The following is a 22,886-nucleotide window of genomic DNA, read 5'->3' on the forward strand; positions in this document are numbered from 1 at the left end:
AAAGGCAATGGACCCTTGTATTTTTTTAAGGAAGGAAAAGAAGAAGACCCGTTACGAGTCTCCTTCTCCATGATCAGAAATATCCATTACCACCTGTGGGCCTTCGCATTGCTTCTTAGTATAATGTTCGTTTGCGATACTTCCGTATGGCCATTTACTTGAGACTTCGAACGCTTAGGTCTTGTCCAATTATGGTGAAACTTTTGAGAATGTGGATCTAATTGATCTTTATAACTCATGTTGTATCACCTCATCGTAAAAGATTGGGATATTTCTTTTCAAAGCAATAGGAGGTTCCTATCACAGTTTTAGTATGGATTGGGGACGAGTAAACATACATTACTTCTTAAAAAGAAAATTCTACCTTTTTCCCTTTCGAAAGCACTTTCCCTTCACCATTTACGGCATCACTGGTCAGAACCGAAATCCTCCTCACATCTTCCTTTTTGAGGATGAACCCGATATTCCCTTGCTTTGAGCCCTTCGCTTTTATATCCCCATTCAAATTCTCCAGGTAAATATCATCTTTCCAAGTCAAATGTTCTCCACCATCCGTCTCAAGAAAAGCGACAGGGGAAATCTTGGCGTCCGCATTGGTAGGATTATGGACTTTCACATTCATTTTCACGATATCGAATGCGTGTTCATGGGTGTAACCATGAAAGAAGTCAATCATGCTATAATCCGGAACCACATGCATCACCTTGATATCCTTCATTTCTACCGTGATTGGCCCGACCTTCACGGTTTCATTTATCGGCTTATATTCTTTTACTGTCAATTCGCCTCGTGAATCGGAAACCTGTTGGCCGACTTGTTTCAAATCACGATCATCCGGTAACTGGGGGTTAGGAACATAGACATCCTTCTTCACCAATGGTTCTTCCTTTTCCTCTGTCTTTTCTATTACGTTTGGTTTTTCATCAAAAGCTGGCTGCGTATTAAGTGCACCAAATGTGGTTAATAAAAAGGCACCAAAAAGTAGTTTGTTCACCGAATCCCTCCCAGCGTTTTATTTTCCTTTATTTAATAAGTCGAAGATGATCGTGGCATGATCCGTGTTATCGACCTGTCCGGCAAAACGGTCCTTGTAGGGCCCGAATGCATAGACGGGCACATCTTCCCCCGTATGTCCCCCGGTAGTCCAAGCCGTATTGGACCTGTTATCAAAAATGGCTTCGATTGCATTATCAATCGTCGTAACATGTTTACTTGTTGTGGCATCCTTGACGGATTGGATTTCCTCGTTTGTAAGTCTCACTTTCTTTTGATCAATATACCTTTTCAAAGTTTTTTCAACATCCTCACCCTTTACGATGGCATCCGCCATGAAGTCAGGTGTCCGTTTGGCAGCCTTAATCGGCTCACCGGACCAATTATAGACTCCCTTCGCTCCGATTGAGAACCCTCCCGTGGAATGGTCAGCCGTAGCGACAACTAAGGTATGTTTATCTTTTTTCGCGAACTCGATGGCTGCCTTGTAGGCTTTTTCAAAATCCTCCATTTCACTCATCGCCCCGACAATGTCGTTATCATGGCCAGCCCAATCAATTTGACTTCCTTCCACCATCAAGAAGAATCCATCTTTATCTTTATTCAGGCGTTGAATCGCCGAGTCCGTCATCTCTTCCAATGAAGGCGTTTCATTGGTGCGGTCAATCATTTTAGGCAAACCTCCTGAAGCGAACAACCCAAGCACCTGTTTATTTTTATCCTTTAAGAGCTGCTTTTTATCGGTAACATAACTATATCCATCTTTTTTGAACGCTTTTGTCAAATCGACATCAGGCCGGACAAAATTCGATTGGCCTCCCCCCAAGAGGACATCGATTTTATGTTGACCCTCTATTAGGTCCCGGTAATAATCATCAGCAATTCCATTCATGTTTTTCCGGTTTTCGTCATGGGCACCGAATGATGCTGGGGTGGCGTGGGTAATTTCCGATGTGGCGACAAGACCGGTTGATTTCCCGCTTTCCTTGGCCGCTTCCAATACCGTTTTCACTTCTGTCTTATCGTTATCGACTGCGATTGCTGCGTTATACGTTTTCACCCCGGCTGACATCGCGGTTGCTGCAGAAGCGGAATCCGTGATATTTTGTGTCGGATCTTCTGGGTATGTCATCTGCTGACCCACCAAGTATGGATCGAATGCCGTCCTTTCAGCCACCGTCGTAGAAGGTCTATCTTTTAAATACCGGTAGGCGGATGTATAAGAGACACCCATTCCATCCCCTATCATGAAAATGACGTTTCTAATCTCCGGTTCTTTCTTAGGCTTTCCTTTTGCCAGGACATCGTTGTTTGTGACCGACCATGTAAGACTTCCAAGAGCTAGTGTGGAAATGATGGCAACAGGCAAAATCTTTTTACTGAATGAACGTTTCAAGAAAACGACCTCCTACTGATTTAATGGATGATTCAGTTAAAATATACCGCATGAAGATGAACCTACTGTGAAGGGAGTGTAAATATATGGGGGTTTTATGTAAATGAATAGTAAAGAAAAGAAAAATAGGTGGGGAATGAATAGGTTCAGGGACTGCTACAACAAAGACAATTCCGCCACTTCAAAAGAAGTCTTCCAGTTCATGAAAGAAAGCACACACTAAAAAAAGACCGCCCCAGAAGAGGCAGCCCATGCTGGATTATTCTTTGCCTTCCCCTGGGGCTGGGCGTCATCAGTCAAAACATAATTATTGATAGCGTAAACACTATGCTGATAAATCGGGATGTCCATTTTTTTGCATCGCTCGTTGATTCAGTAATTTAAATAATGGCGGCAAAGTCACATACACCATCAACACCCTAAGTACCTGAACAGCAACGACAAACATCGGGTCGGATTCGAGGGCTACTGAAGTGGCGGTCATTTCCGCAACTCCTCCAGGCGCAAAGGCCAATGAAGTAGTCATAAAGGACATTCCAGTCATTCTGGAATCGATATATGCACAAAGGATCATCATGAATATAAAAGCAACGGTACTTAATGAAGAGACGACCAGAATTTTTTTCATTCCTACGAACATTCCCCTATTGAACTTGGATCCCACACTTGCCCCAATCATAATTTGTGAAACAATCATGATGCTATCTGGCCACCAGGCAATCAAATCCACCCCCGCAATGAGTGAACCGGAAGCTTGAAAAAATGCAACCGTCAACATACTGCCTACTAGCCACGGCGCAGGTAACTTGAGGATTTTCCCGACATGGAAACCACCCCAGGCAGCGAGAGCCAGCACAAGCGTCCATCCTATTTCAACTTCATTAAAACTTTCCACCCCACCGAAAAAACGAGCCGGAGTTGAGGCTAATGGATTAGCTCCAAGTACAAAGAAAGGTACAATCATGACAACCAAAAAAATCCGGATGGTTTGTATGATCGTCACAACTCCGGTATTGGCCCCTGCTTCCTGAGCCATTCCTGGCATGGCGGAAAGACCTCCCGGTGCCGTAGAAAAGAAACTCGTCAGCATATCCATTTTACATAACTTGTACAAAAGAAAACCGGAGCCTAAAGAAAACAACAACGATAAAGCCAAGACGATGATGATCGTGATGCTATTTTCCATGAATATTCTCAACACGGAAAGGTTGAGTTGTAAGCCCAATTCAATACCAAGCAGGCATTGTCCTGTTCTTAACCAAATTTGCATGCTATTCGATTGACTATCAGGTAACTTCAAGAAAGCTGGCTTCCAAAAAGAAAGCAGGGCGGACATCAACAGGGATCCGATCATCCATCCGATGGATAATCCCGTTGACGCCAGAAAAGCCCCTCCTAGGCCGCATAGTATCACTAGCCAAATGCCTTTCATTGTATCTACTAATCGCTCCATCCAATGACCTTCCCACTTTTATTTTTCATCTTTTCGTACAAATCTCAAAGAAACGAATATACCTGTTCACTCTTTCCTTGCCACTAATAACATCGCCTGCCCTTGGAAAGAGAGAACTTGGTTTTCAACCACCTCGATTGAAAGAAAATCGGTTGTTTCCTTTTCAGCCGCAATCATATAGGCCATCAATTCATTTTGATCCTTTTCAGGAAGCTGCATCATTTCACACCACTTCTTAAATTCGAACTTTTTTTTGAATGTCGTAAAACTTTCAATAATAAAGCCTGTGTTCTCAATAAGTGAAATCCATTCAGTTTTTTTATAGGCCCTGTAATGGCTAGGGTCCCTTTTCTTTTCTATATAGTTATAAAAGTGATCGTATTCATCCTTTTCGGCTGCAACGTTATCTATTAGGAGGAAAAGGCCATTTCTTTCTAAGACCCGGTTTGACTCCATTACAAATCGGTTTATGTTCGGGAAATGGTGGGGTGCAATCCGACATGTAACCGTCCCAAATGATTGATTGGAAAAAGGGAGCTGCTCGGCATCTCCTTGAACAAACGATACATTTCCAATGCCATTTGAGGTGATGAATGTCTCTGCTTTCTCTAACATTTCAGGGGTCAAGTCAAGAGCGGTCACTTGTTTAAATAGTGGAGCTAAAGCTTTGACCACATGACCGCCTCCCGTTGCGATATCCAAAAGGTTATCCTTTCTGTTCTTTTCCACGATCTTTATAAGTAAATCCAGATCTTCTCCACTCGCATGCGTTTTGCTCGTCACATAGTTGGCAGCGTTTTTCCCAAATTGGGAAAGAACTTGATCTTTTTCTCCCATCTTAAAACCTCCTTCTTCTCGCTTCCTTTCCAAATAAAGAAAACCGAATTTTCTAATATAGAAAAAGTCGGCTTCCTTATCTTCATCCATTATTCTTTACTGAGTAACCGTGTCTCTTCGGTTTTCCAAGGCATACGAAGCGGCAGATGTTCCTGCAAGTTTACCATATACAGAACCTGACATTAACCCAGATCCGCCTGGATAGTTTTCGTAGAAAATCCCTCCGACCATTTCACCCGCAGCGAACAATCCCGCAATAGGTGCTTCCTCTTCATTCAATACCTCGCCTACCGTGTTGACATGTATTCCACCAAACGAAAAAGTGATTCCACATGTTACCGGGAAAGCATAAAATGGACCTTGTTCAATGCGAAGTGCCCAATTTGATTTTGGTGGGGTAATTCCATCCGTTCCTTTACCGTCTTTTTCCGTAGGATTATAATTTCCTTCTTGTACAGAATGGTTATACTCCTCAATCGTTTTCAAGAATTGTGCTTGATTGACCGGCAGCAAATTAGCAAGTTCTTCGAGCGTATCCGCCTGATAAATGGTAGCCTCTTCAAGGTCATACTCTTTACGCAGATACGGTCGCACCTGAGAATCATAAATCTGATAGGCTACATGATCAGGCTGTTTCAAGATTTCCCTTCCATACTTGGCATATGTATAGTTTCGGAAATCCGCACCCTCATCGACAAACCTGTTTCCATCTTTATTTAGCATGATGCTTAAAGGATAAGAATGTTTTTTGAAGATGTCTCCTGGTTTCGTAAAATCACCGACTTTTGGAGCATTATAATCCGTCCCAATTGAATGGCAGCCGGACCATTGCCCATATTTCTGTGCTCCTACCGCCAAAGCCATAGTTAACCCGTCTCCAGTATTATATTCCGTTCCTCTCACAATAGCCGCATTCCATTCCTCACCGATAAATTCGCTCCGTAGCTTTTTATCTGCTTCAAATCCTCCACACGCTAAAACGATGCTTGTCGTATTGATCGTTAGCTCCTTGCCTTCTTGCTGTACAACGATTGACTTGATCTGATTATTCTCGAGCTTCAGCTCGGTAGCGCGCGTCTCGTACCAAACCTCTATGCCAAGTTCTATCACACGTTCATTCAGTTTTCTAATCAGCCCTACACCTTTATCATTGGTTTTTAACGGAAGACCACCCCAAAATATCCGTTTGCCGTCTTTTTCAAAAGATTGATTTTCATAATTAAGTTCAAATTCAATGCCATGGCCCTGCATCCATTGAATGGTTTTATATGATTGAGTAACCAATTGCTTCGCCAATTGAGGATCACTCTGTCCTTTCGTAACCCTCATGAGATCATCATAGTATTCTGTTTCACTATAAACGGGCACATGAATTTTCTCGGCTTCCTCGTCAGTGATAGAAGGAATGATTTTTCTGATATCATCCAGACCATTATAAGCAGTGCGAATGGCTCCATCCGTAAAGAATGAATTTCCACCTCTCTTTTGCTTCGGTCCTCGCTCGAGTACTAGTACGCTTGCGCCTTTTTCTCTAGCTGCTATAGCTGCACATAAAGCGGCATTTCCCGCTCCTACTACTATTATATCGAAATTAGATTGAACCATATATCTTCCTCCTAACATATTTTTACTTGAGCTAAGCTTAATACACTTCAAAAAATAAATGAAATATATAAATTTAGCTTAAGTCGATAAAAAATATTTATAACCACACAAAAAAAAGACTTAGGATGGAGTCATTCCATATCCCTAAGCCCGCTTTATTATCTTTCCTTAACAAGGAAATCCACAAAAGCTTTTACTACCGAAAGATTTAAAAAATTGGCATCATACATTAACCACGTGTTCCGTTGCAAAGGTGTTCCCTGTTTATCTTTTAAGCATAACTTATGTAGAAAATCATTGGGCTGTAGAGACATCTCCGGGATTATTGCCACCCCTAATTCATTTTTGACCATTTCCTTGCATGTCTCCAGCTTATCTACTTCCATGGTGATACGAGGTGGAGACGAAAACTGATCATGCCACCAATCACTGATTAAATTTTTCAATGAGTTGTCGGTATGATAATTAATGAACGGCAAGCTCGGCAGCTCCTCTATCGTAATCTCTCTTTTCGAAATCAGATATAACCTCTCTTGGGATAATAGGGACTTTTCTCCCTTCCATTGATAGTTGTTCCGCACGATCCCCACATGTACCTTTGATGAATCCAGGAGGCTCATGATTTCGGTACTCCATCCCGTATTTAAATTAAATTGTATATCTGGATATTGCTTCGAAAATCTTTTCAAGATTTCAGGCAACTTATACCGTGCAAAATTACTGGAAACACCTAAACGCAACGTTCCATTGATTCCATCATTCATATTCATCACATGGTCTTTCGTTTGTTGCAATTTCCTTTGCATTTCCTCGGCGTACTTGACTATATAGTCGCCCTCAGAGGTAAAATCGATTCCTTTCTTCGTCTTGAAAAATAAAGCTACGCCAAACTCTGCTTCTATATTCTTTAATCGATAGCTTAAAGCTGGCTGCGATATATATAGTCGTTCTGCCGTGCGTGTAATGCTTTTCTCCTCATGAAGTATGTTTAAGAAAATCCAATCCTTTTCATCCATTCGAACCCGCCTTTTCTAATGTTATAATTTGTATTTATAAGATATTAAAGAAAGTATACATTGAATTTATGAGTTTATCGAATACCCTTTCCTCTCTTTCGACTTCTTCCAAGCCTAAATAGTTTAGTATGCTTTAGCGTTACTTCCTCCTTTAGGTACCAAAAAAGAACCCCTGACATTCCCCTTAAGATTGTGATGATGTACATAGGTTATAAACTTTTTTAATGACAAATCGAAAAAAATATATATTTAACTTATTAACTTTCCTGTATTACTATTTAACAAAGATAACCAATAACAACATTGAGGTGATGCAAATAGGAATTTTTAAAATTAATTTTCTGAATAATCAATCAAGAAAAGTCTTTATTGTAAGCGTATTCAAAAGGAGGGGAACCGTCCATTGCTAACTATATTAGGAGTTTCCATGGTTACTATCTTTACATATTTGATTATGACCAAAAAGATGTCACCGATTGTGGCTTTAACACTTATACCTATCATTTTCGCTATAATTGGTGGCTTTGCTTCTGATATCGGTCCCATGATGCTTGAGGGGATAAAGCTCGTTGCACCTTCAGCCGCTTTATTATTATTCGCTATATTGTTTTTTGGAGTGATGATCGATGCTGGGTTATTCGACCCGCTTATCGCAAAAATATTACAGATCGTTAAACGGGACCCTGTCAAAATTGCGATAGGGACAGCCATTCTATCCCTCATGGTAGCATTGGATGGGGATGGCACAACCACATATATGATCGTGGTTTCAGCCATGCTTCCTCTTTATAAACGAATTGGCATGAATCCTTTGATAATGGCCACTATCGCTATGCTCTCCTTAAGTGTAATGAGTGGCATGACACCATGGGGAGGCCCCGCTACACGGGTCATAGCTGTTTTGGGTCTTGATGCTTCCGAATTCTTCGTTCCCCTCATCCCAACAATGATTGGGGGAGCTTTATGGGTGACCTTCATTGCTTTTTTACTCGGAAAAAAAGAACGCAAACGGCTTGGAAGTATCCATTTCCCTTACGCAGAAGAGGATTCTATCGCTCAATCTGAGACTGCCGCTACTATAGAGGACACTCTCATTAAAGAAGAAAGCGATATAAAAAGGCCTAAGTTATTGTGGGTAAATCTCTTGATCGTCCTATCCATCATGACTACTCTTATACTGAACCTACTGCCTGCTCCCGTATTATTTCTGATTGGCTTCATCCTTGCCCTACTGATAAACTACCCAGACTTAGAGAAGCAAAAAGAACGGATGCTAGCTCACTCAGGTAACGCTCTAATCGTGGTCATCCTTGTTTTTGCAGCTGGCGTTTTTGCTGGAATTTTATCCGGAACAAAAATGGTGGACGCAATGGCCAACACCCTGGTTTCCATCATTCCGGAATCTTTAGGCGCCTTCTTCCCTTTAATCGTAGCGTTTACCAGTATGCCTTTTACTTTTGTATTATCAAACGACGCCTATTATTTTGGAGTCCTGCCCATCCTTGCTGAAGCCGCCTCCGCGTATGGGATTGCCCCTATTGAAATTGCCCGGGCTTCCATATTGGGCCAACCCGTTCACTTAATGAGTCCATTAGTCGCTTCGACCATTTTATTAGTCGGCATGATTGGGAAAGATATAGGTGACCATCAACGTTTTGCTTTAAAATGGGCCATTCTTTCATCCCTGATTCTCACTGGATTGGCGATATTGACTGGGGCCATATCCTTCATGTGATACACATTTTTCAACTATTACATCCATCTACCAATAATAATCCTTAAGCAAAAGCACTCCATTCCTGGAGTGCTTTTGTGTTTTATTTTTCAACCTTCATGTAACTCAGTGCACGGGTTGCGGTTTCCCTCGCCGTTTCGACAGAATCAGCTGTGGATAATGCAACAGCTACCCTTCTGCCAACCTTCGTGACCGGTTTTCCGAAAACGCGCACCTGCGTATTCGGTTGAGCCAAGGCTTTATCTACCCCGACTATAGAATATTCTGATAACTCAACCGGTGCTTTCAAGGGACGGCTTGCTCCTGGGGTGATCAGTGTGATTTCAGGGATCGGGAATCCTAGAATCGCACGGGCATGAAGGGCAAACTCCGATAGGTTTTGGGTGACCAATGTTACTAATCCTGTATCATGCGGACGTGGGGAGACTTCACTGAAATAGACCTTATCCCCTGAAAGGAATAACTCCACTCCAAATAATCCATATCCACCAAGTTCATCTGTAATCTTCTTGGCAATCCTTTTAGCTTCGATGATTTGTCCTTCCGTCATAGCATGTGGCTGCCAAGATTCTATATAGTCCCCGCCCTCCTGGACATGACCGATTGGTGCACAAAACATCGTTCCGTTAACGGCACGGACAGTTAGCAACGTAATTTCCGAATCAAAGCGAATGAACTCTTCAATGATTACTCTTCCATTTTGGACCCGGCCACCCTCCATCGCTATTTTCCAGCAGGCTTCCAAATCATCTTTTGAACGACAAATGCTTTGCCCTTTACCAGAAGAACTCATTAGCGGTTTCACGACATTAGGAAAACCGATTTCTGTAGCAGATGAAACAAATTCTTCATATGTATTGGCAAATCGATAAGCTGCCGTTGGTAACTTTAGCGTTTCAGAGGCCAACCTTCTAATTCCTTCACGATCCATCGTCAATTTAGCCGCTCTTGCCGTTGGGATAACCGCGAACCCTTCTTCCTCCAATTTAAGCAATTCGGAAGTGGCGATGGCCTCAATTTCCGGCACGATTAAATCAGGTTGTTCTTTTTCAACGACTTCCCTAAGCTGCTTCTCATCCAACATATCAATCACATAACTTCGATGGGCCACTTGCATGGCAGGTGCATGTTCATATCGATCGACTGCAACGGTATCAATACCAAGCCGCTGAGCTTCCAGGATGACTTCCTTGCCTAATTCTCCTGAGCCCAATAATAAAACCTTTTTTGTTCTATACATATTCCACTTCTCCCCCTCCATGTGTTCAAAACCATTATATACGAACTATATACTAATAAAAACATATTTCGTTCGCTTTTTATTTTAATTTTCCTCTAAAACCCTTGATTTCATATAAAATATTTTGTTTTTTAATCATAAATCTTTATAAACAAAGGAAGATACCATTTGATTGGAGGACGGAATGCCAAGTACGCTCAGTGAAATCAGCACCGTTCTTTACAGAATGGAGGAGTGATATCTTATACATGTCGAAATTTGTACTACGATACTTTTTGAAAATGTAAGCGCTTTCCATTATAATGTAAGTAGGTTGGATGGCATGCGTGGCCGTCAAAGTATTCGGCGTAGGCGGGGCCAATACTAGCGTTAAAAGGAGGAAAACGCTTTTAACGCACAACTATTAGCACTCCTTGGATAAGGGCTGTTAAAGATTCTTAACAGTTACTTGTTAGATATATGCACCATACATAGTCATGGACAAGGGTTGTCTAACATGCCCTTGTCTTTGCAGCAGCCCTCATCGTTTCAGTCTAATAGTTTATAAGATTAAAAGCTCTTCCACTGAAAAATCAGAGAAGAGCTTTTTCGTTTGTACCTAACATTCTAGTTCCTTCCCCATCTCATCCAGGATGGTCAAGACTTGCAAAAATCCAATAGCAGACCATTTAAAAACACAAGCTGAGACTGTAGATGATGCATGTGCTGTGATTGACATGAACTGTATACCGACATCTCCAACTAGGTAGGACCTTCGCTTAATACGAAAAAACAGGCATCCATTGCACTAATGGATGCCTGTTTAGATGTTGATTCTATTCTTAGACTTCTTGCGGTACAGCTAATCCAAGACCTTCAGCAATACGTGTTCCGTATTCTGGATCGGCTTTGTAGAAGTGTCCGATTTGACGAAGTTTAATTTCTTCTAATTCCACTGGTTTCATTGCACCCACGACATTTTCTACAAGACGTGTTTTTTCTTCGTCGCTCAACAGGCGATATAGATCTCCTGCTTGAGTGTAGTGATCATGATGATTATAGGCAACCTGAGCAGCTTGTCCAGACACTTCAAACGGCGCAAGTTTGTTTTCGTTTGATTCAGCTGGTCCCCCAAAGCTATTTGGTTCGTAATAAACGGAACCTTTCCCATTATCATCGGCACGCATGAAGCCATCGCGTTGATATGTGTTTGCTTCCACTTTCGGGCGGTTAACCGGAAGTTGGTTATGGTTAGCACCTACACGATAACGATGGGCATCGCCATAAGCAAATAAACGGCCTTGAAGCATTTTATCTGGAGAAGCTTCAATTCCAGGTACGAATGTTCCTGGGGAGAATGTTGCTTGCTCTACTTCAGCAAAATAGTTTTCAGGGTTTCTGTTCAATTCCACGCGGCCAAGTTCGATTAATGGATAATCTTTTTGCGACCAGACCTTAGTCACATCGAATGGGTCAAAGCGGTATGTGTCCGCGTCTTCCAAAGGCATGATCTGTACGCATAATTTCCAAGCCGGGAAATCACCTTTTTCAATCGCGTTGAATAGATCTTCCGTATGGTAATCAGGGTTTTCACCTGCAAGTTTAGCAGCAAGGTTCACATCAAGGTTTTTGATGCCTTGCTCTGTTTTAAAGTGGTATTTCACCCAAACAGCTTGTCCTTCTTCATTCACCCACTTGAATGTATGGCTTCCGAATCCATGCATATGGCGCCATGTTGCTGGAATCCCACGGTCGGACATCAGCGTAGTTACTTGGTGAAGTGATTCTGGTGAATGAGACCAGAAATCCCATACGGCAGTCGGATTTTTCAAGTGTGTTCTAGGATCTCTTTTTTGTGTGTGGATGAAATCAGGGAATTTGATTGCATCACGGATGAAAAATACAGGTGTATTGTTCCCAACGATATCGTAGTTTCCTTCTTCTGTGTAGAATTTGACCGCGAAGCCCCTCGGATCACGTAATGTATCGGCAGAACCAAGTTCCCCAGCTACCGTTGAAAAACGGATGAACATCTCCGTTTCTTTCCCTACACCATTGAATACTTTGGCCTTCGTATATTTGGACAAATCATTCGTAACGGTAAAAGTACCAAATGCTCCACCGCCTTTAGCATGGACGACACGTTCAGGAACACGTTCACGATTGAAATGTGCCAGTTTTTCTAATAAGTGAACATCTTGTATAAGCACTGGTCCACGTGACCCAGCAGTAATTGAATTTTGATTATCGCCAACCGGGGCACCCCAGCTAGTTGTCAGGTTTTTCTTATTCGACATAAATGAACCACCTCTTCATTAGTTTTAATATACATATAATAATATAGTTTCTTAGAAAAAAATCAATACTTATTTATAATAATTTTAATATAATAATAAGATTCAATAAGCATAATTTCTTTTCTAAATGCTAGTAAAGTATAAAATATGTAGGGGAAATGAGGTATTATGCATTTATTTAGGTATTCACTATCTATATATTGGTATAACTCCAGCGATGGCACATTCTCTTTATTCTTGCTTTTTTATCAATTATAAGAAAAATATAATAGTAATCGAGAATACTAGAGGGTGAAATTGGAAGTGTTATCAATTAAGATGCTTCGCTTTCTCTCATTTTATAGGAAATCAGCCTGTTTAATCAGTGAAAATTCCGTGAATTTTACTTTCACGTGTACCCATTCGCCAAACACTCGAAAGATGCCTCTAAATATAGAAGATTTTTTATGCCAATTCAGCAAATTCCCCCCTGATTTGCATGAGGTTTTAGTATAATAAGGAATGCATTTAGTGTTTTAGGAGGTTTCCATGAATATAATCATGCGTTTTCTTGCCAATGGGCTGATATTACTTTTCATAGACTGGCTTCTCGACTCCATCACGATAAAATCTTATGGCACAGCTTTGCTGGCTATCTTCATATTATCGATTATGAACATGTTAGTTAAACCCATTCTACAGCTCATCACTTTACCAATCACGATCCTGACATTCGGATTGTTTTCCTTCATCATCAACGCTTTCACTTTTCTGATTACGTCGTATGTGGTCAGTGGTTTTGTCATTCATTCTTTTTGGGGCGCGCTCATCGGTTCGTTTTTACTAACCATCAGTCAAAGTTTACTCGTCAAAAAAGAGTAGGAACACTCGTCAGTCGACATGCTGACGATTTTTTTATCTCGTGACTTTTTCCATAACACCGTTCGATATTTCCTGGGCTATTTCCCTAATTTTTGCAAATCATCACTAGCAGTATTCACTCATTTTCGAAAAACAAAAAGGGAATGGAACCACCTTTGCATAAGTTTATCCATACATACGCTAAAAACAGGTATGAATCGACTTATGGAGGAATGACATGTACACCAATCGTAAACCAAGAATTCTTCTGTCCCTCATGCTCGTGCTCGCTTTCCTTATTCCAGCTTCATCCTTAGCCGCAACCGGGGATGGAAGCCCATCTTCTCCTTACTCCGTCTCTCAGGCTTTCGTAAACCAAAATAGTTCCATTCGTACTGTCAGTGGCTTTGTAATCGGCCAGCCCACTTCAGCCACTAGCGTCGAGTTCAGCAACTATCCAAGTGATTATGCGCTGGCAATTGCTGATAGTTCCTCGGAAACAAACGTATCGAATATGCTTTTTGTCCAAATTCCCTCCTCCTTCCGTTCTGAATTCGGATTGCAATCGAATCCTGATTTAAAAGGTCAAAAAGTCGCCATAACCGGAACACTGACTTCCTACTTTTCTCATTCTGGCTTGAAGGACCCCTCAGTCATGGTGAAAAACGGGAACACTCCAGAATCAGGAACTCCGAATGCCGGATCATATTATGACTCAGCTACCGGAAAAACCGGGCGTGCTCTAAAAGATGCCCTCCATGAAATCATTGATGACCATACGAAAATTTCCTACGCAAATGTGTGGGAAGCCTTGCGAGAAACCGATAAAGATCCAAACAACTCCAATCATGTCATTCTTCTATATACAGGGCGTTCACAGGCAAAGACCACCAATGGTGCAGGCGTGAATGACTGGAACCGCGAGCATGTCTGGGCAAAATCCCATGGCGGATTTGGGACATCCATGGGTGCTGGCACCGATTTACATCACTTGCGGCCGACCGATGCGTCCGTCAATAGTACGCGCAATAATCTCGACTTTGATAATGGGGGATCCGAACATTCCGAAGCCAAAGGGAACTATTACGACTCCGATTCATGGGAACCACGGGATAAGGTGAAAGGAGATGTGGCGCGGATGCTCTTCTATATGGCGGTGCGCTATGAAGGAGAGAACGATGAAGTCGATTTGGAATTGAATAACCTAGTCAACAACGGCTCAGCTCCATATCATGGGAAACTGGACGTGTTGCTTGATTGGCATGAACAAGATCCAGTCGATGCATTTGAACGAAATCGAAATGAAATCATTTATAACGACTACCAACATAATCGAAATCCTTTCATCGATCATCCCGAATGGGCTGCTTCCATCTGGGAGTAATGAAACCGGCTGCCCATTTCCTAAGGGCAGCCTTTTTCATACAGACATCAAGTAGTAAGAAAAATTAGTTAATTAACTTTCGCTAAATAACAATTACCTTACAAACTTCATATATTCTCTTAAAAATTCCCTTATTTGGTAAGCGTTTTCATTTTTTTCTTTACAAATAAACTATTAGTATATATTATTTAATTGTAATATTTTGAGAAAAGACAATACATATTATGCTCCTCAACTCTACTAGTGATAAAATAGTAGAATGCGTTAAAAACCCATATTCCTACACAAGAAAAGAGGAAAATTATGCAAAACTCCAAAGATTCTCAATTACATAGAGGATTGGAAGAAAGACACATCGCATTAATGTCTCTTGGCGCTGCCATTGGGGTCGGGTTGTTTCTTGGCTCTGCATCGGCCATTAAATTAGCCGGTCCCGCAATTATTTTGGCTTATGCCATTGGCGGCTTTATTATTTATCTCATCATGCGGGCTTTAGGGGAAATGGCCATTAAAAACCCCGTTGCCGGTTCCTTCAGCCGCTATGCAAGCGATTTTATCGGTCCTCTCGCCGGATACATTACAGGCTGGAATTACTGGTTCCTTTGGATTGCAACGTGCATGGCCGAAATTACGGCTGTCGGCATTTACATGCAGTTCTGGTATCCAGACACTGCACAATGGGCTTGGGCATTAGGCGCACTTGTGATTATGACAACCGTTAATTTCCTTGCCGTTAAAGCTTATGGTGAATTAGAGTTTTGGTTTGCCCTAATTAAAATTGTCACGATTATCTTAATGATCGTTTTAGGATTTGGCATGATTTTCTTTGGTATCGGTAACGCTGGGGATGCAGTCGGATTCAGTAATCTATTCTCACATGGAGGCTTCTTCCCTAATGGTATCTCGGGCGTTGTTCTTTCATTCCAAATGGTGATGTTCGCCTATTTAGGCATCGAGATGCTTGGAGTGACGGCTGGGGAAGTAAAGAACCCTGAGAAATCACTTAAACGGGCAATCAATACCGTGTTTTATCGAATTTTACTGTTTTATGTTTTGGCTCTTACTGTCATTCTTTCAATTACTCCATGGGATCAAATGACAGGGGAAAACAGCCCGTTCGTTATGATGTTCGATAGAATCGGCATCCCAGGGGCGGCAGGGATCATCCAGTTCGTCGTACTGACAGCAGCTCTCTCTTCTTGCAATAGCGGAATCTTCAGTACGGGTCGAATGCTGTTTAACCTGGCACAGCAAGGCGAATCACCAAAAAGTTTCGGTCGTGTCACAAAGAATGGCGTGCCTGGCACAGCCATTATCGTATCGGCCGTCGTTCTCCTTTTTGGCGTCTACCTGAATTATATGAAAGCTGACAAAGTATTTACTTATGTGACTAGTGTGGCGACATTTGGAGCACTATGGACATGGGGCACCATCCTTATCACACACATCAGTTCCCGAAAGAAAATGAGTGGACAGGAAAAACAAAACTTAACATTCAAAATGCCGTTTTTCCCGCTCACTTCTTATTTCGCCCTTGCCTTTCTAGTATTTGTCATGGTCGTTCTCGGCTTTTCTCCTGATACGAGAATCGCTTTGATCGTTGGTCCGATCTGGATTATCCTGCTTGTCGTGTTGTACTACATAACAGGATTGCATAAGCGAAAAAAATAAATAGCGAAGAAAGGGTGCCCATTGAACACGGGCACCCTTTCTTTAGCTATTTTCCCTTCTTTTTCCCTACGATAAAAATGGAATAAAGTTACACTTAATAACCCATTAAAATGTTTTATTTAGACCATTAGAGGTAATGGTATAACAACGACCAAATATGTAGAAAGATGGTGGATGGCATTATGAATTATCGAAAATTAGCAAAAAGCGTGTTGATTCCTGTTGTCGGAGGGTCCATTGTCGGGGCAATTGCCACAAGAAACTCCAAAGAGATTTACAATGACCTCAAGAAACCTTCATTCGCTCCCCCTTCATGGGTTTTCCCCGTCGCTTGGACAGGCCTATATACCGTCATGGGAATCGCGAAGTATCGTGTATCCGTGAAGGAAAAAAACACAAAATCACCGGAACTCCTCTATGATACCCAGCTCGGACTGAACTTTTTATGGTCTTTCCTCTTCTTCAAATGGGGCTTGCGTGGAACGGCTTTCATCGAAATGGCCGCCCTATTGACCTTGATTACTTTGACAGCCTTCGAGTTTTACAGCATCGACCGTACGGCTGGCCTCGCCATGGTTCCTTATATCGGCTGGGTGACTTTCGCTTTGGGCCTTAACTACTCTATGTTCAGAAACAACTGATGAAGAAAAAAGAGCATTCCATGTTTCGGAATGCTCGCTTTTTTTGAATTGGACCGATAAAACATCCAGTTTGACCGATATATCTGCCAAACGGACTGACATCCTTCCTGAATGGACCGATAAAACTCATTTTAGTTATTGATGTTCGTGATTCTACCTTCCGTAACCGCCGTAATTTTTCCACCTTTAAAAGAGTTTTTCACATATTCAACGAAAGCCTCTAAATCGGCATGGCCGAATACGCGCTCTTTATCTTTTAACACGGTATAGTTATCGCCGCCGCTTGCCATGAAGTCATTGACAGTCACGGTGTACGTTTTTGACTCGTCGATTGGGGTGCCATCCGCTTTCTTCATTTCCGTGACGCGCTCTGCCACTGGCTTACTGAAATCAGCGGTATAGCTCAATCCGGAGATTTGCAAAGTTTTCGGATTGCCTTCAACGACCCACTGCTGTTGCAGCAATGTTTTCACTTCCGCACCTGTTAATTCAAGTTTGACCAGTACGTTTCCGAATGGCTGGATTTTTGCCAAATCGGCATATGTTACTTCACCTTGTGGAATATCGGCACGAATTCCACCTGGATTCATGAAAGCGAAATCAGATTGTAGATCGGCTTTCATTGAATCCGCGATTAAATTTCCAAGACCCGTTTCCTGGGTATAGGCGTTCGCTCTTAAAATCTTTTCATCCGTCGTTCCTAGTGGCGCTTTCAGTTCTGGGAACTGATCCAAATATGAGTTTATGAACTTCGTCGTTTCAGCATCTGGTGTGATTCCGTCTTGTGTGACTGTCACGATCTCAGCTGATTTTTTGACAATGTCCTTTGTTTTCGGATCAATTTCCAAGTCAATGTCTTCAAAAGCCGTTCCGTAAGAATACGCTTGAACGATTAACTTTCCATCGACCGTACTATTATTCTTGGCATGATTGTCTCCAGCTAAAATGACATCGACTTCATCATCGATATCTTTTGCCAGTTCCGCCACTTCCCCTGTAATGACCCCATCTTTCTCAGTGCCTGGATCATGCGAGACAACGACAATCGATTTGACGCCTTTTTCCTTTAACTCATCGACCGCTTTATTGACGGCTGGGGCCTGCTCAATGAATTCTACATTCTTGATACCGGCAGGGCTTACCTTTTGAGGTGTCGTATTCGTGACGACACCAATAAATCCGATTTCCACACCGCCGACCTCTTTAATGACATAAGGATCTAATATTGGTTTTTTTGTGTCTTTATACACGACATTTGCCACCACATACGGGAAGTTCAACTTATCGAAGACAACATCCGAAGTGGGTGACTTTCCGCCATTAATTTGGGCCATCAGCGTTTCGATTCCTTTATCGAACTCATGGTTTCCGACCGTTCCTACATCAAACCCCATATTATTCAGAAACTGAAGAGTTGGTTTGTCCTGTAATAGAGAGGAAACAGGAGCGCTCGCACCAACGGCATCCCCAGCTGAGATTAACAGGGTATTTTCCGGATTCTCCGCCTCACGCTTTTTTAAGTGGGCCGCTAAGTAATCGGCACGTCCTTGTTTGACTCCGCCAAACTCAGAAGTAGTATCCATTTGACCGTGAAAATCATTGATGCCCAACAATTGAACTTGAATGTTGTTATTGGCTAGATTGAATTTGTAGATACCAAATCCTTTATCATCCGTTTTGCCTGTATATGAAATAGCACTTTCTTCATTTAAATATTCTGCACCTTTTGGCGATGAAGTGAATGTAACATTCACCTTGTCGGAAATCGGGGCAATCGACCAGTTATTGTCTGCGGTCGGATTGATTTCCTTCTCTTGTGTAATGTAATCCATCAAGATCTGACGGTTTTCATCAGCGGAGTCGACAATGTATTCACTGCCTTTGACGCCTGGGAAATTCCCTCCGCCCGAAGCACGGTAATTATTCGTTATGACGATGAATTCTTGATTTGGATCAACGGCTTTGCCCTCGTATTTCAAGTTGGTGATCCTGCTTGAATCTGATAGCTTCTCGCCTTTTTCATCATAACGGGGAGCTTTCGTGACATCGACTTGATACGTCACGCCATCAATCACGTCAAAGTTATAGACTGCAAACTTTTCATTCAGTAATTTCTGTTCCTCTGTTTTCGCAGGATCGATTGTATTGAATTTCCCTGCAGACATTTCAAGCCATTCTTTGACCACGGACCCTTTGATTTTGATGGCTTTTAATGTATTATCGTACAAATATAGGTCACCAGCGCTGCGGATTGTCAAATCACCCGTTTTTATATCGGTGTATTCCTCGACTCCATTGCGGCCAGCCTTGAATGGTGCCCCTACAGAAAGGATTGGTAAGTTCTTATATTCAGGACGATTGTTCTTAAGATAATTTTCAACATACCATTTTTGTGCACTTGTTACGACCTGTACAGAAGGATCATCCTGCACAAGGGCAAAATAACTGTGGATTGGTGCTGTTGTTTTACCGATTGGCGTGTTAACATACTTAACCGTTGCCTCGTGGTCTTTTTTGACCGCCTTCACAACAGCCGCATCTTCCGCCGCTTTCTTACCGGTTACTTTGTCATTGATTGCCCGGGTTGAAGAATCTGAGTTGATGACTTTCCATTTTCCCTTGATATTCTGAATATCAAGGTCGATGATGCCAAGATTACTTCCACCATATCCTGCTTGGACGGCTGGTACCCCATTGATCGTTCCCTTTTTATTATCAACGCCCGCAAGGACTTTGCCTTGACTGTCTTTGAACAGGTTGTCCAATGATGCCTCATCTTGGGCCGGGAAAACTTTATGAGTATGTGAGAACGTGATGGCATCGATATTGGCCACTTTACTTAATGAATAGATAACATCCTCGGTGTTTTTGGCGTCGCCACTAAAACCGGAATGCGTAAGTGCCACGATGACATCTGCACCCTTTTTCTTCATTTCAGGGACATATTTTTTGGCTGTCGCAATGATTTCCTTTGTTACGACTTTCCCTTCAAGATTTGTTTTATCCCAATCCATGATTTGTGGAGGGGCAAATCCGATATAGCCGATTTTCACGGACTTTTCATTACCATTTATATCTTTCACTTTCTTCGTTACGATCTTGTAAGGCGTGTATTTATTTTTATCGTTATTTGGATTTTTGTCTTTGTCTATTTTATAAACGTTTGCATTTACATAGGGGAATTTCGCATCATTGATGGCTTCATCCAAATAAGATAAGCCATAGTTGAATTCGTGGTTACCGAATGTAGCCACATCATAGTCTAGTAGATTCATCGCTTTATAGACAGGGTGCACTTCTCCCTTTTTAAGCGGGGCTATATTCGCTTTGTATGTACCAAGCGGCGTGCCTTGAATGAGGTCCCCATTATCTACTAAGACACTATTTTTCACTTCTTTTCTTGCCTGTTTGATCAAGGTTGCCGTGCGGGAAAACCCTACTGAATCCGATACGGCATTTTTGTAATAATCATAACTTACTAGATTGGTGTGTATATCTGTCGTTTCCATGATTCTCAGTTCAAATGGCGCGTCGGAAACCGAAGTGGCCAAGCTTGTTCCGAAATTACTCGTTTTTCCATTATAGTTGGAAACGACGGATACCTTGATCCAATATCCTGACTTGTACGTGTTGAAGTGAGCAGAAAACTTTTGTGCTGTCTTGATGTCCGTCTCTACTGCTGATTGCGAAACGACCTTTGTCCCATTCATTAACTGAAAGACAACGGCTTCTTTCCCCTTATTGCCCTTTTTGGGCGTAACGGTCACAGTGGCTTTTGCCCCATTTGTGTAACTTACCGAAGGAGCGGATATGGCAAACGGTTTCGCTTTTGCCTCTCCTTTAGCGGATGCATCCACCGGAAGGGCAAATGGTGCTGTAATTAAACTTACAGCAAGGATAGGGACTAGCATTTTGGACTTGAACGACATACTTCACAACCTCTCAGATTTTATCAAATTCTAGAATAATATAACATATTCTTATCAGAATTTTTACACATTTTATTATGATCTTACATTTTTTGATAAAATACTTCTTTTGCATCATTTATTTATTGACAACAAGGGAGAATATACCATTTTATTTTTCTTATATACTTGCAAAAAAAGACCGGCTCATTATATGAACCGGCCTACTAATCTATTTGATTATCATGTGCTTTCCTCTTCCCTTAACGGTGTTTTTTCACTGTTGCAGGTTTAGGCGCCTTTCTAAAGTCCTTACGCAGCGTTTTATAAAAGGCAGCCATGATGAGTATCAGTATGATCGTGAATGGCAAGGCCGAAACGACTGATGCAGACTGTAATCCGGTCAATCCACTCGATAAGAGAAGGACCAAGGCAATTGCCCCCATCAGGACGCCCCAAATCACTCTGACGAGCACTGGAGGGTTCAAGCTACCATTCGTCGACATCGAGCTTAAGATAAAAACGGCTGAATCGACTGATGTCACAAGGAAAGTCAGGATTAAAATCAAGACGAAAACCGTGACGACACCTGTGAAGGGAAGTCCTTTAAGCATGGTAAAAAGGGCACTCGTTATATCATTATTCACAGCTGTTGCAATTTGCGTCCCTTCAAACAAGTCCATATGAAGGGCTGTACCACCAAATATGGCAATCCAGACTAACGCGATGACTGGTGGTGCGACCATCACACCTATGATAAATTCACGGATGGTGCGCCCCCTCGAAACGCGGGCGATGAATGATCCGACGAACGGCGACCAGGCAATCGCCCAAGCCCAGTAGAAGATTGTCCATTGATAGACCCAAGGATTGCCCGTATATGGATTCAACCTTAGACTATACGATACGAAATTAGAGATATAATCACTAATCCCCACAATGAATGTATCCAGGATAAATTGGGTCGGCCCCGTAATGAAGATGAACAGCATGATCACGAATACCGCAAATAAGTTATAGTTACTTAACCATTTCATCCCTTTGTTCAAACCCGTGATGGCAGAAGTTAAAAAAAGGGCTGTCATCGCGATTACGATGATAATCTTGATCCAGTTTGCATCCGGCACATTATAGGCGAAACGCAAACCACCATCTATCTGCATGATGCCTAATCCCAATGAAGTGGCAACACCCATGATCGTTGCGGTGATGGCAAGGATATCAATGATTTTTTTTGTTGGTTTCACATGCCGTCCCTTCCCGATTACAGGAGAAAGCGTGGTTGAAACCAGACCGTTTTCCTTTTTCCGGAACTGAAAATAAGCCATGGCAAGTCCCACGATTGCGAATATGGACCATTGACTGACGCCATAATGAAAGAAGGAATACCCCATTGCCAATCGGGCGCTTTCTGTCGTTAATGGTTCGACGTCTTTGTATGGTGGCGTAAAGAAGTGGGTCATCGGTTCTCCTATCCCGTAGAATACTAAAGCAATGCCAAACCCACAGGAAAATAACATGCCAATCCATGTGAACATAGGGAATTCCGGACGTTCATCATCCCCGCCCAAACGAATTTTTCCGTATTTGCTAAAAACGAGATAAATCAGGAAAACAACGAATAAGAAGACAGCGGCCAAAAATAGCCAGCCAAAAGAAGATGTAGTAAATGCTAGAGCGGCATTGGCCCCTTTCGCAAAAGTGTTAGGAACCATCGCTCCTATAATGACAACTAACGATACAATCATAGCAGAAATCCAAAAAACGCTGTTTAATTTTAAACGCATCGATTCTTCCTTTCTAAGGTGCATGGTTTTTTATTGAAATGGGTTATGTTATACAAATGGTCATTCGAGGGGAAAGAATTGAATTAGATAAAAACAAGAAGATA

General features: G+C 42.0%; 16 protein-coding genes. 5 read left to right on the forward strand and 11 right to left on the reverse strand.

Annotated features, from left to right (window positions below):
• Positions 1 to 86: 86 nt before the first annotated feature.
• The 7 genes from ACIQXR_RS03790 to ACIQXR_RS03820 all read right to left on the reverse strand — a co-directional run bounded on the left by ACIQXR_RS03790 (position 87) and on the right by ACIQXR_RS03820 (position 7,300).
• Positions 87 to 239: a YpzG family protein gene (locus ACIQXR_RS03790; RefSeq protein WP_402871217.1), complete on the reverse strand. Its 153-nt coding sequence runs from the start codon at positions 237 to 239 to the stop codon at positions 87 to 89.
• Positions 240 to 346: 107 nt separating this feature from the next.
• Entirely contained in the window at positions 347 to 994 is a 648-nt protein-coding gene (locus tag ACIQXR_RS03795; RefSeq protein WP_402871215.1) for a DUF4352 domain-containing protein, read from the reverse strand.
• Positions 995 to 1,012: 18 nt separating this feature from the next.
• Entirely contained in the window at positions 1,013 to 2,389 is a 1,377-nt protein-coding gene (locus ACIQXR_RS03800) for an alkaline phosphatase (RefSeq protein ID WP_402871213.1), read from the reverse strand.
• Positions 2,390 to 2,714: 325 nt separating this feature from the next.
• On the reverse strand, positions 2,715 to 3,842 hold the full coding sequence (locus ACIQXR_RS03805; RefSeq protein ID WP_402871210.1) for an AbrB family transcriptional regulator: 1,128 nt from the start codon (positions 3,840 to 3,842) through the stop codon (positions 2,715 to 2,717).
• A 66-nt stretch (positions 3,843 to 3,908) separates the two neighbouring features.
• The gene (locus ACIQXR_RS03810; protein WP_402871207.1) at positions 3,909 to 4,679 is read right to left on the reverse strand and encodes a class I SAM-dependent methyltransferase; all 771 of its coding nucleotides are present in this window, start codon (positions 4,677 to 4,679) and stop codon (positions 3,909 to 3,911) included.
• 96 nt (positions 4,680 to 4,775) lie between these two features.
• Positions 4,776 to 6,284, reverse strand: coding sequence for an FAD-dependent tricarballylate dehydrogenase TcuA (gene tcuA / locus ACIQXR_RS03815; RefSeq protein WP_402871205.1), 1,509 nt, complete (start codon positions 6,282 to 6,284; stop codon positions 4,776 to 4,778).
• Between the two features lie 158 nt (positions 6,285 to 6,442).
• Positions 6,443 to 7,300, reverse strand: a complete 858-nt coding sequence (locus tag ACIQXR_RS03820; protein ID WP_402871202.1) for a LysR family transcriptional regulator — start codon at positions 7,298 to 7,300, stop codon at positions 6,443 to 6,445.
• Positions 7,301 to 7,703: 403 nt separating this feature from the next.
• Between ACIQXR_RS03820 and ACIQXR_RS03825 the strand changes: the two genes are divergently transcribed.
• Positions 7,704 to 9,035 carry a CitMHS family transporter gene (locus ACIQXR_RS03825; protein WP_402871199.1) on the forward strand — a complete coding sequence of 444 codons (1,332 nt, stop codon included), beginning with the start codon at positions 7,704 to 7,706 and terminating at the stop codon, positions 9,033 to 9,035.
• Positions 9,036 to 9,117: 82 nt separating this feature from the next.
• Here ACIQXR_RS03825 and purT read toward each other — a convergent pair whose 3' ends face one another.
• Positions 9,118 to 10,275, reverse strand: a complete 1,158-nt coding sequence (purT, locus tag ACIQXR_RS03830; protein ID WP_402871196.1) for a phosphoribosylglycinamide formyltransferase 2 — start codon at positions 10,273 to 10,275, stop codon at positions 9,118 to 9,120.
• 821 nt (positions 10,276 to 11,096) lie between these two features.
• On the reverse strand, positions 11,097 to 12,551 hold the full coding sequence (katA, locus tag ACIQXR_RS03835) for a catalase KatA (protein WP_402871193.1): 1,455 nt from the start codon (positions 12,549 to 12,551) through the stop codon (positions 11,097 to 11,099).
• 528 nt (positions 12,552 to 13,079) lie between these two features.
• Here katA and ACIQXR_RS03840 point away from each other — a divergent pair.
• From ACIQXR_RS03840 to ACIQXR_RS03855, 4 genes are all read left to right on the forward strand, one after another.
• Positions 13,080 to 13,412 (forward strand): phage holin family protein, encoded by a 333-nt coding sequence (locus ACIQXR_RS03840; RefSeq protein ID WP_402871190.1) that lies wholly within the window; start codon positions 13,080 to 13,082, stop codon positions 13,410 to 13,412.
• A 217-nt stretch (positions 13,413 to 13,629) separates the two neighbouring features.
• Positions 13,630 to 14,775 carry an endonuclease gene (locus tag ACIQXR_RS03845; protein WP_402871188.1) on the forward strand — a complete coding sequence of 382 codons (1,146 nt, stop codon included), beginning with the start codon at positions 13,630 to 13,632 and terminating at the stop codon, positions 14,773 to 14,775.
• A 303-nt stretch (positions 14,776 to 15,078) separates the two neighbouring features.
• Positions 15,079 to 16,446 (forward strand): amino acid permease, encoded by a 1,368-nt coding sequence (locus ACIQXR_RS03850; protein WP_402871185.1) that lies wholly within the window; start codon positions 15,079 to 15,081, stop codon positions 16,444 to 16,446.
• Between the two features lie 182 nt (positions 16,447 to 16,628).
• Positions 16,629 to 17,087: a TspO/MBR family protein gene (locus ACIQXR_RS03855; RefSeq protein WP_402871182.1), complete on the forward strand. Its 459-nt coding sequence runs from the start codon at positions 16,629 to 16,631 to the stop codon at positions 17,085 to 17,087.
• Positions 17,088 to 17,218: 131 nt separating this feature from the next.
• Here the strand turns inward: ACIQXR_RS03855 and ACIQXR_RS03860 are convergent, their stop codons facing one another.
• Positions 17,219 to 21,016, reverse strand: coding sequence for a bifunctional 2',3'-cyclic-nucleotide 2'-phosphodiesterase/3'-nucleotidase (locus ACIQXR_RS03860; RefSeq protein WP_403079510.1), 3,798 nt, complete (start codon positions 21,014 to 21,016; stop codon positions 17,219 to 17,221).
• Between the two features lie 242 nt (positions 21,017 to 21,258).
• Complete coding sequence (locus ACIQXR_RS03865; protein WP_403079512.1) at positions 21,259 to 22,782, reverse strand: BCCT family transporter; 1,524 nt, start codon at positions 22,780 to 22,782, stop codon at positions 21,259 to 21,261.
• Positions 22,783 to 22,886: the final 104 nt, after the last annotated feature.

Origin of the sequence: Peribacillus sp. NPDC097224, assembly GCF_044761985.1 — a bacterium.
Classification (GTDB): domain Bacteria; phylum Bacillota; class Bacilli; order Bacillales; family DSM-1321; genus Peribacillus.

Excerpts from the sequence above, each read along its gene's own strand:
- ACIQXR_RS03805 (WP_402871210.1), bottom strand. The coding sequence starts at position 3,842 with ATGGAGCGATTAGTAGATACAATGAAAGGCATTTGGCTAGTGATACTA.
- ACIQXR_RS03840 (WP_402871190.1), top strand. The coding sequence starts at position 13,080 with ATGAATATAATCATGCGTTTTCTTGCCAATGGGCTGATATTACTTTTC.
- ACIQXR_RS03855 (WP_402871182.1), top strand. The coding sequence starts at position 16,629 with ATGAATTATCGAAAATTAGCAAAAAGCGTGTTGATTCCTGTTGTCGGA.
- ACIQXR_RS03820 (WP_402871202.1), bottom strand. The coding sequence starts at position 7,300 with ATGGATGAAAAGGATTGGATTTTCTTAAACATACTTCATGAGGAGAAA.
- ACIQXR_RS03850 (WP_402871185.1), top strand. The coding sequence starts at position 15,079 with ATGCAAAACTCCAAAGATTCTCAATTACATAGAGGATTGGAAGAAAGA.
- ACIQXR_RS03865 (WP_403079512.1), bottom strand. The coding sequence starts at position 22,782 with ATGCGTTTAAAATTAAACAGCGTTTTTTGGATTTCTGCTATGATTGTA.
- purT (WP_402871196.1), bottom strand. The coding sequence starts at position 10,275 with ATGTATAGAACAAAAAAGGTTTTATTATTGGGCTCAGGAGAATTAGGC.
- katA (WP_402871193.1), bottom strand. The coding sequence starts at position 12,551 with ATGTCGAATAAGAAAAACCTGACAACTAGCTGGGGTGCCCCGGTTGGC.
- ACIQXR_RS03810 (WP_402871207.1), bottom strand. The coding sequence starts at position 4,679 with ATGGGAGAAAAAGATCAAGTTCTTTCCCAATTTGGGAAAAACGCTGCC.
- tcuA (WP_402871205.1), bottom strand. The coding sequence starts at position 6,284 with ATGGTTCAATCTAATTTCGATATAATAGTAGTAGGAGCGGGAAATGCC.
- ACIQXR_RS03860 (WP_403079510.1), bottom strand. The coding sequence starts at position 21,016 with ATGTCGTTCAAGTCCAAAATGCTAGTCCCTATCCTTGCTGTAAGTTTA.
- ACIQXR_RS03845 (WP_402871188.1), top strand. The coding sequence starts at position 13,630 with ATGTACACCAATCGTAAACCAAGAATTCTTCTGTCCCTCATGCTCGTG.
- ACIQXR_RS03790 (WP_402871217.1), bottom strand. The coding sequence starts at position 239 with ATGAGTTATAAAGATCAATTAGATCCACATTCTCAAAAGTTTCACCAT.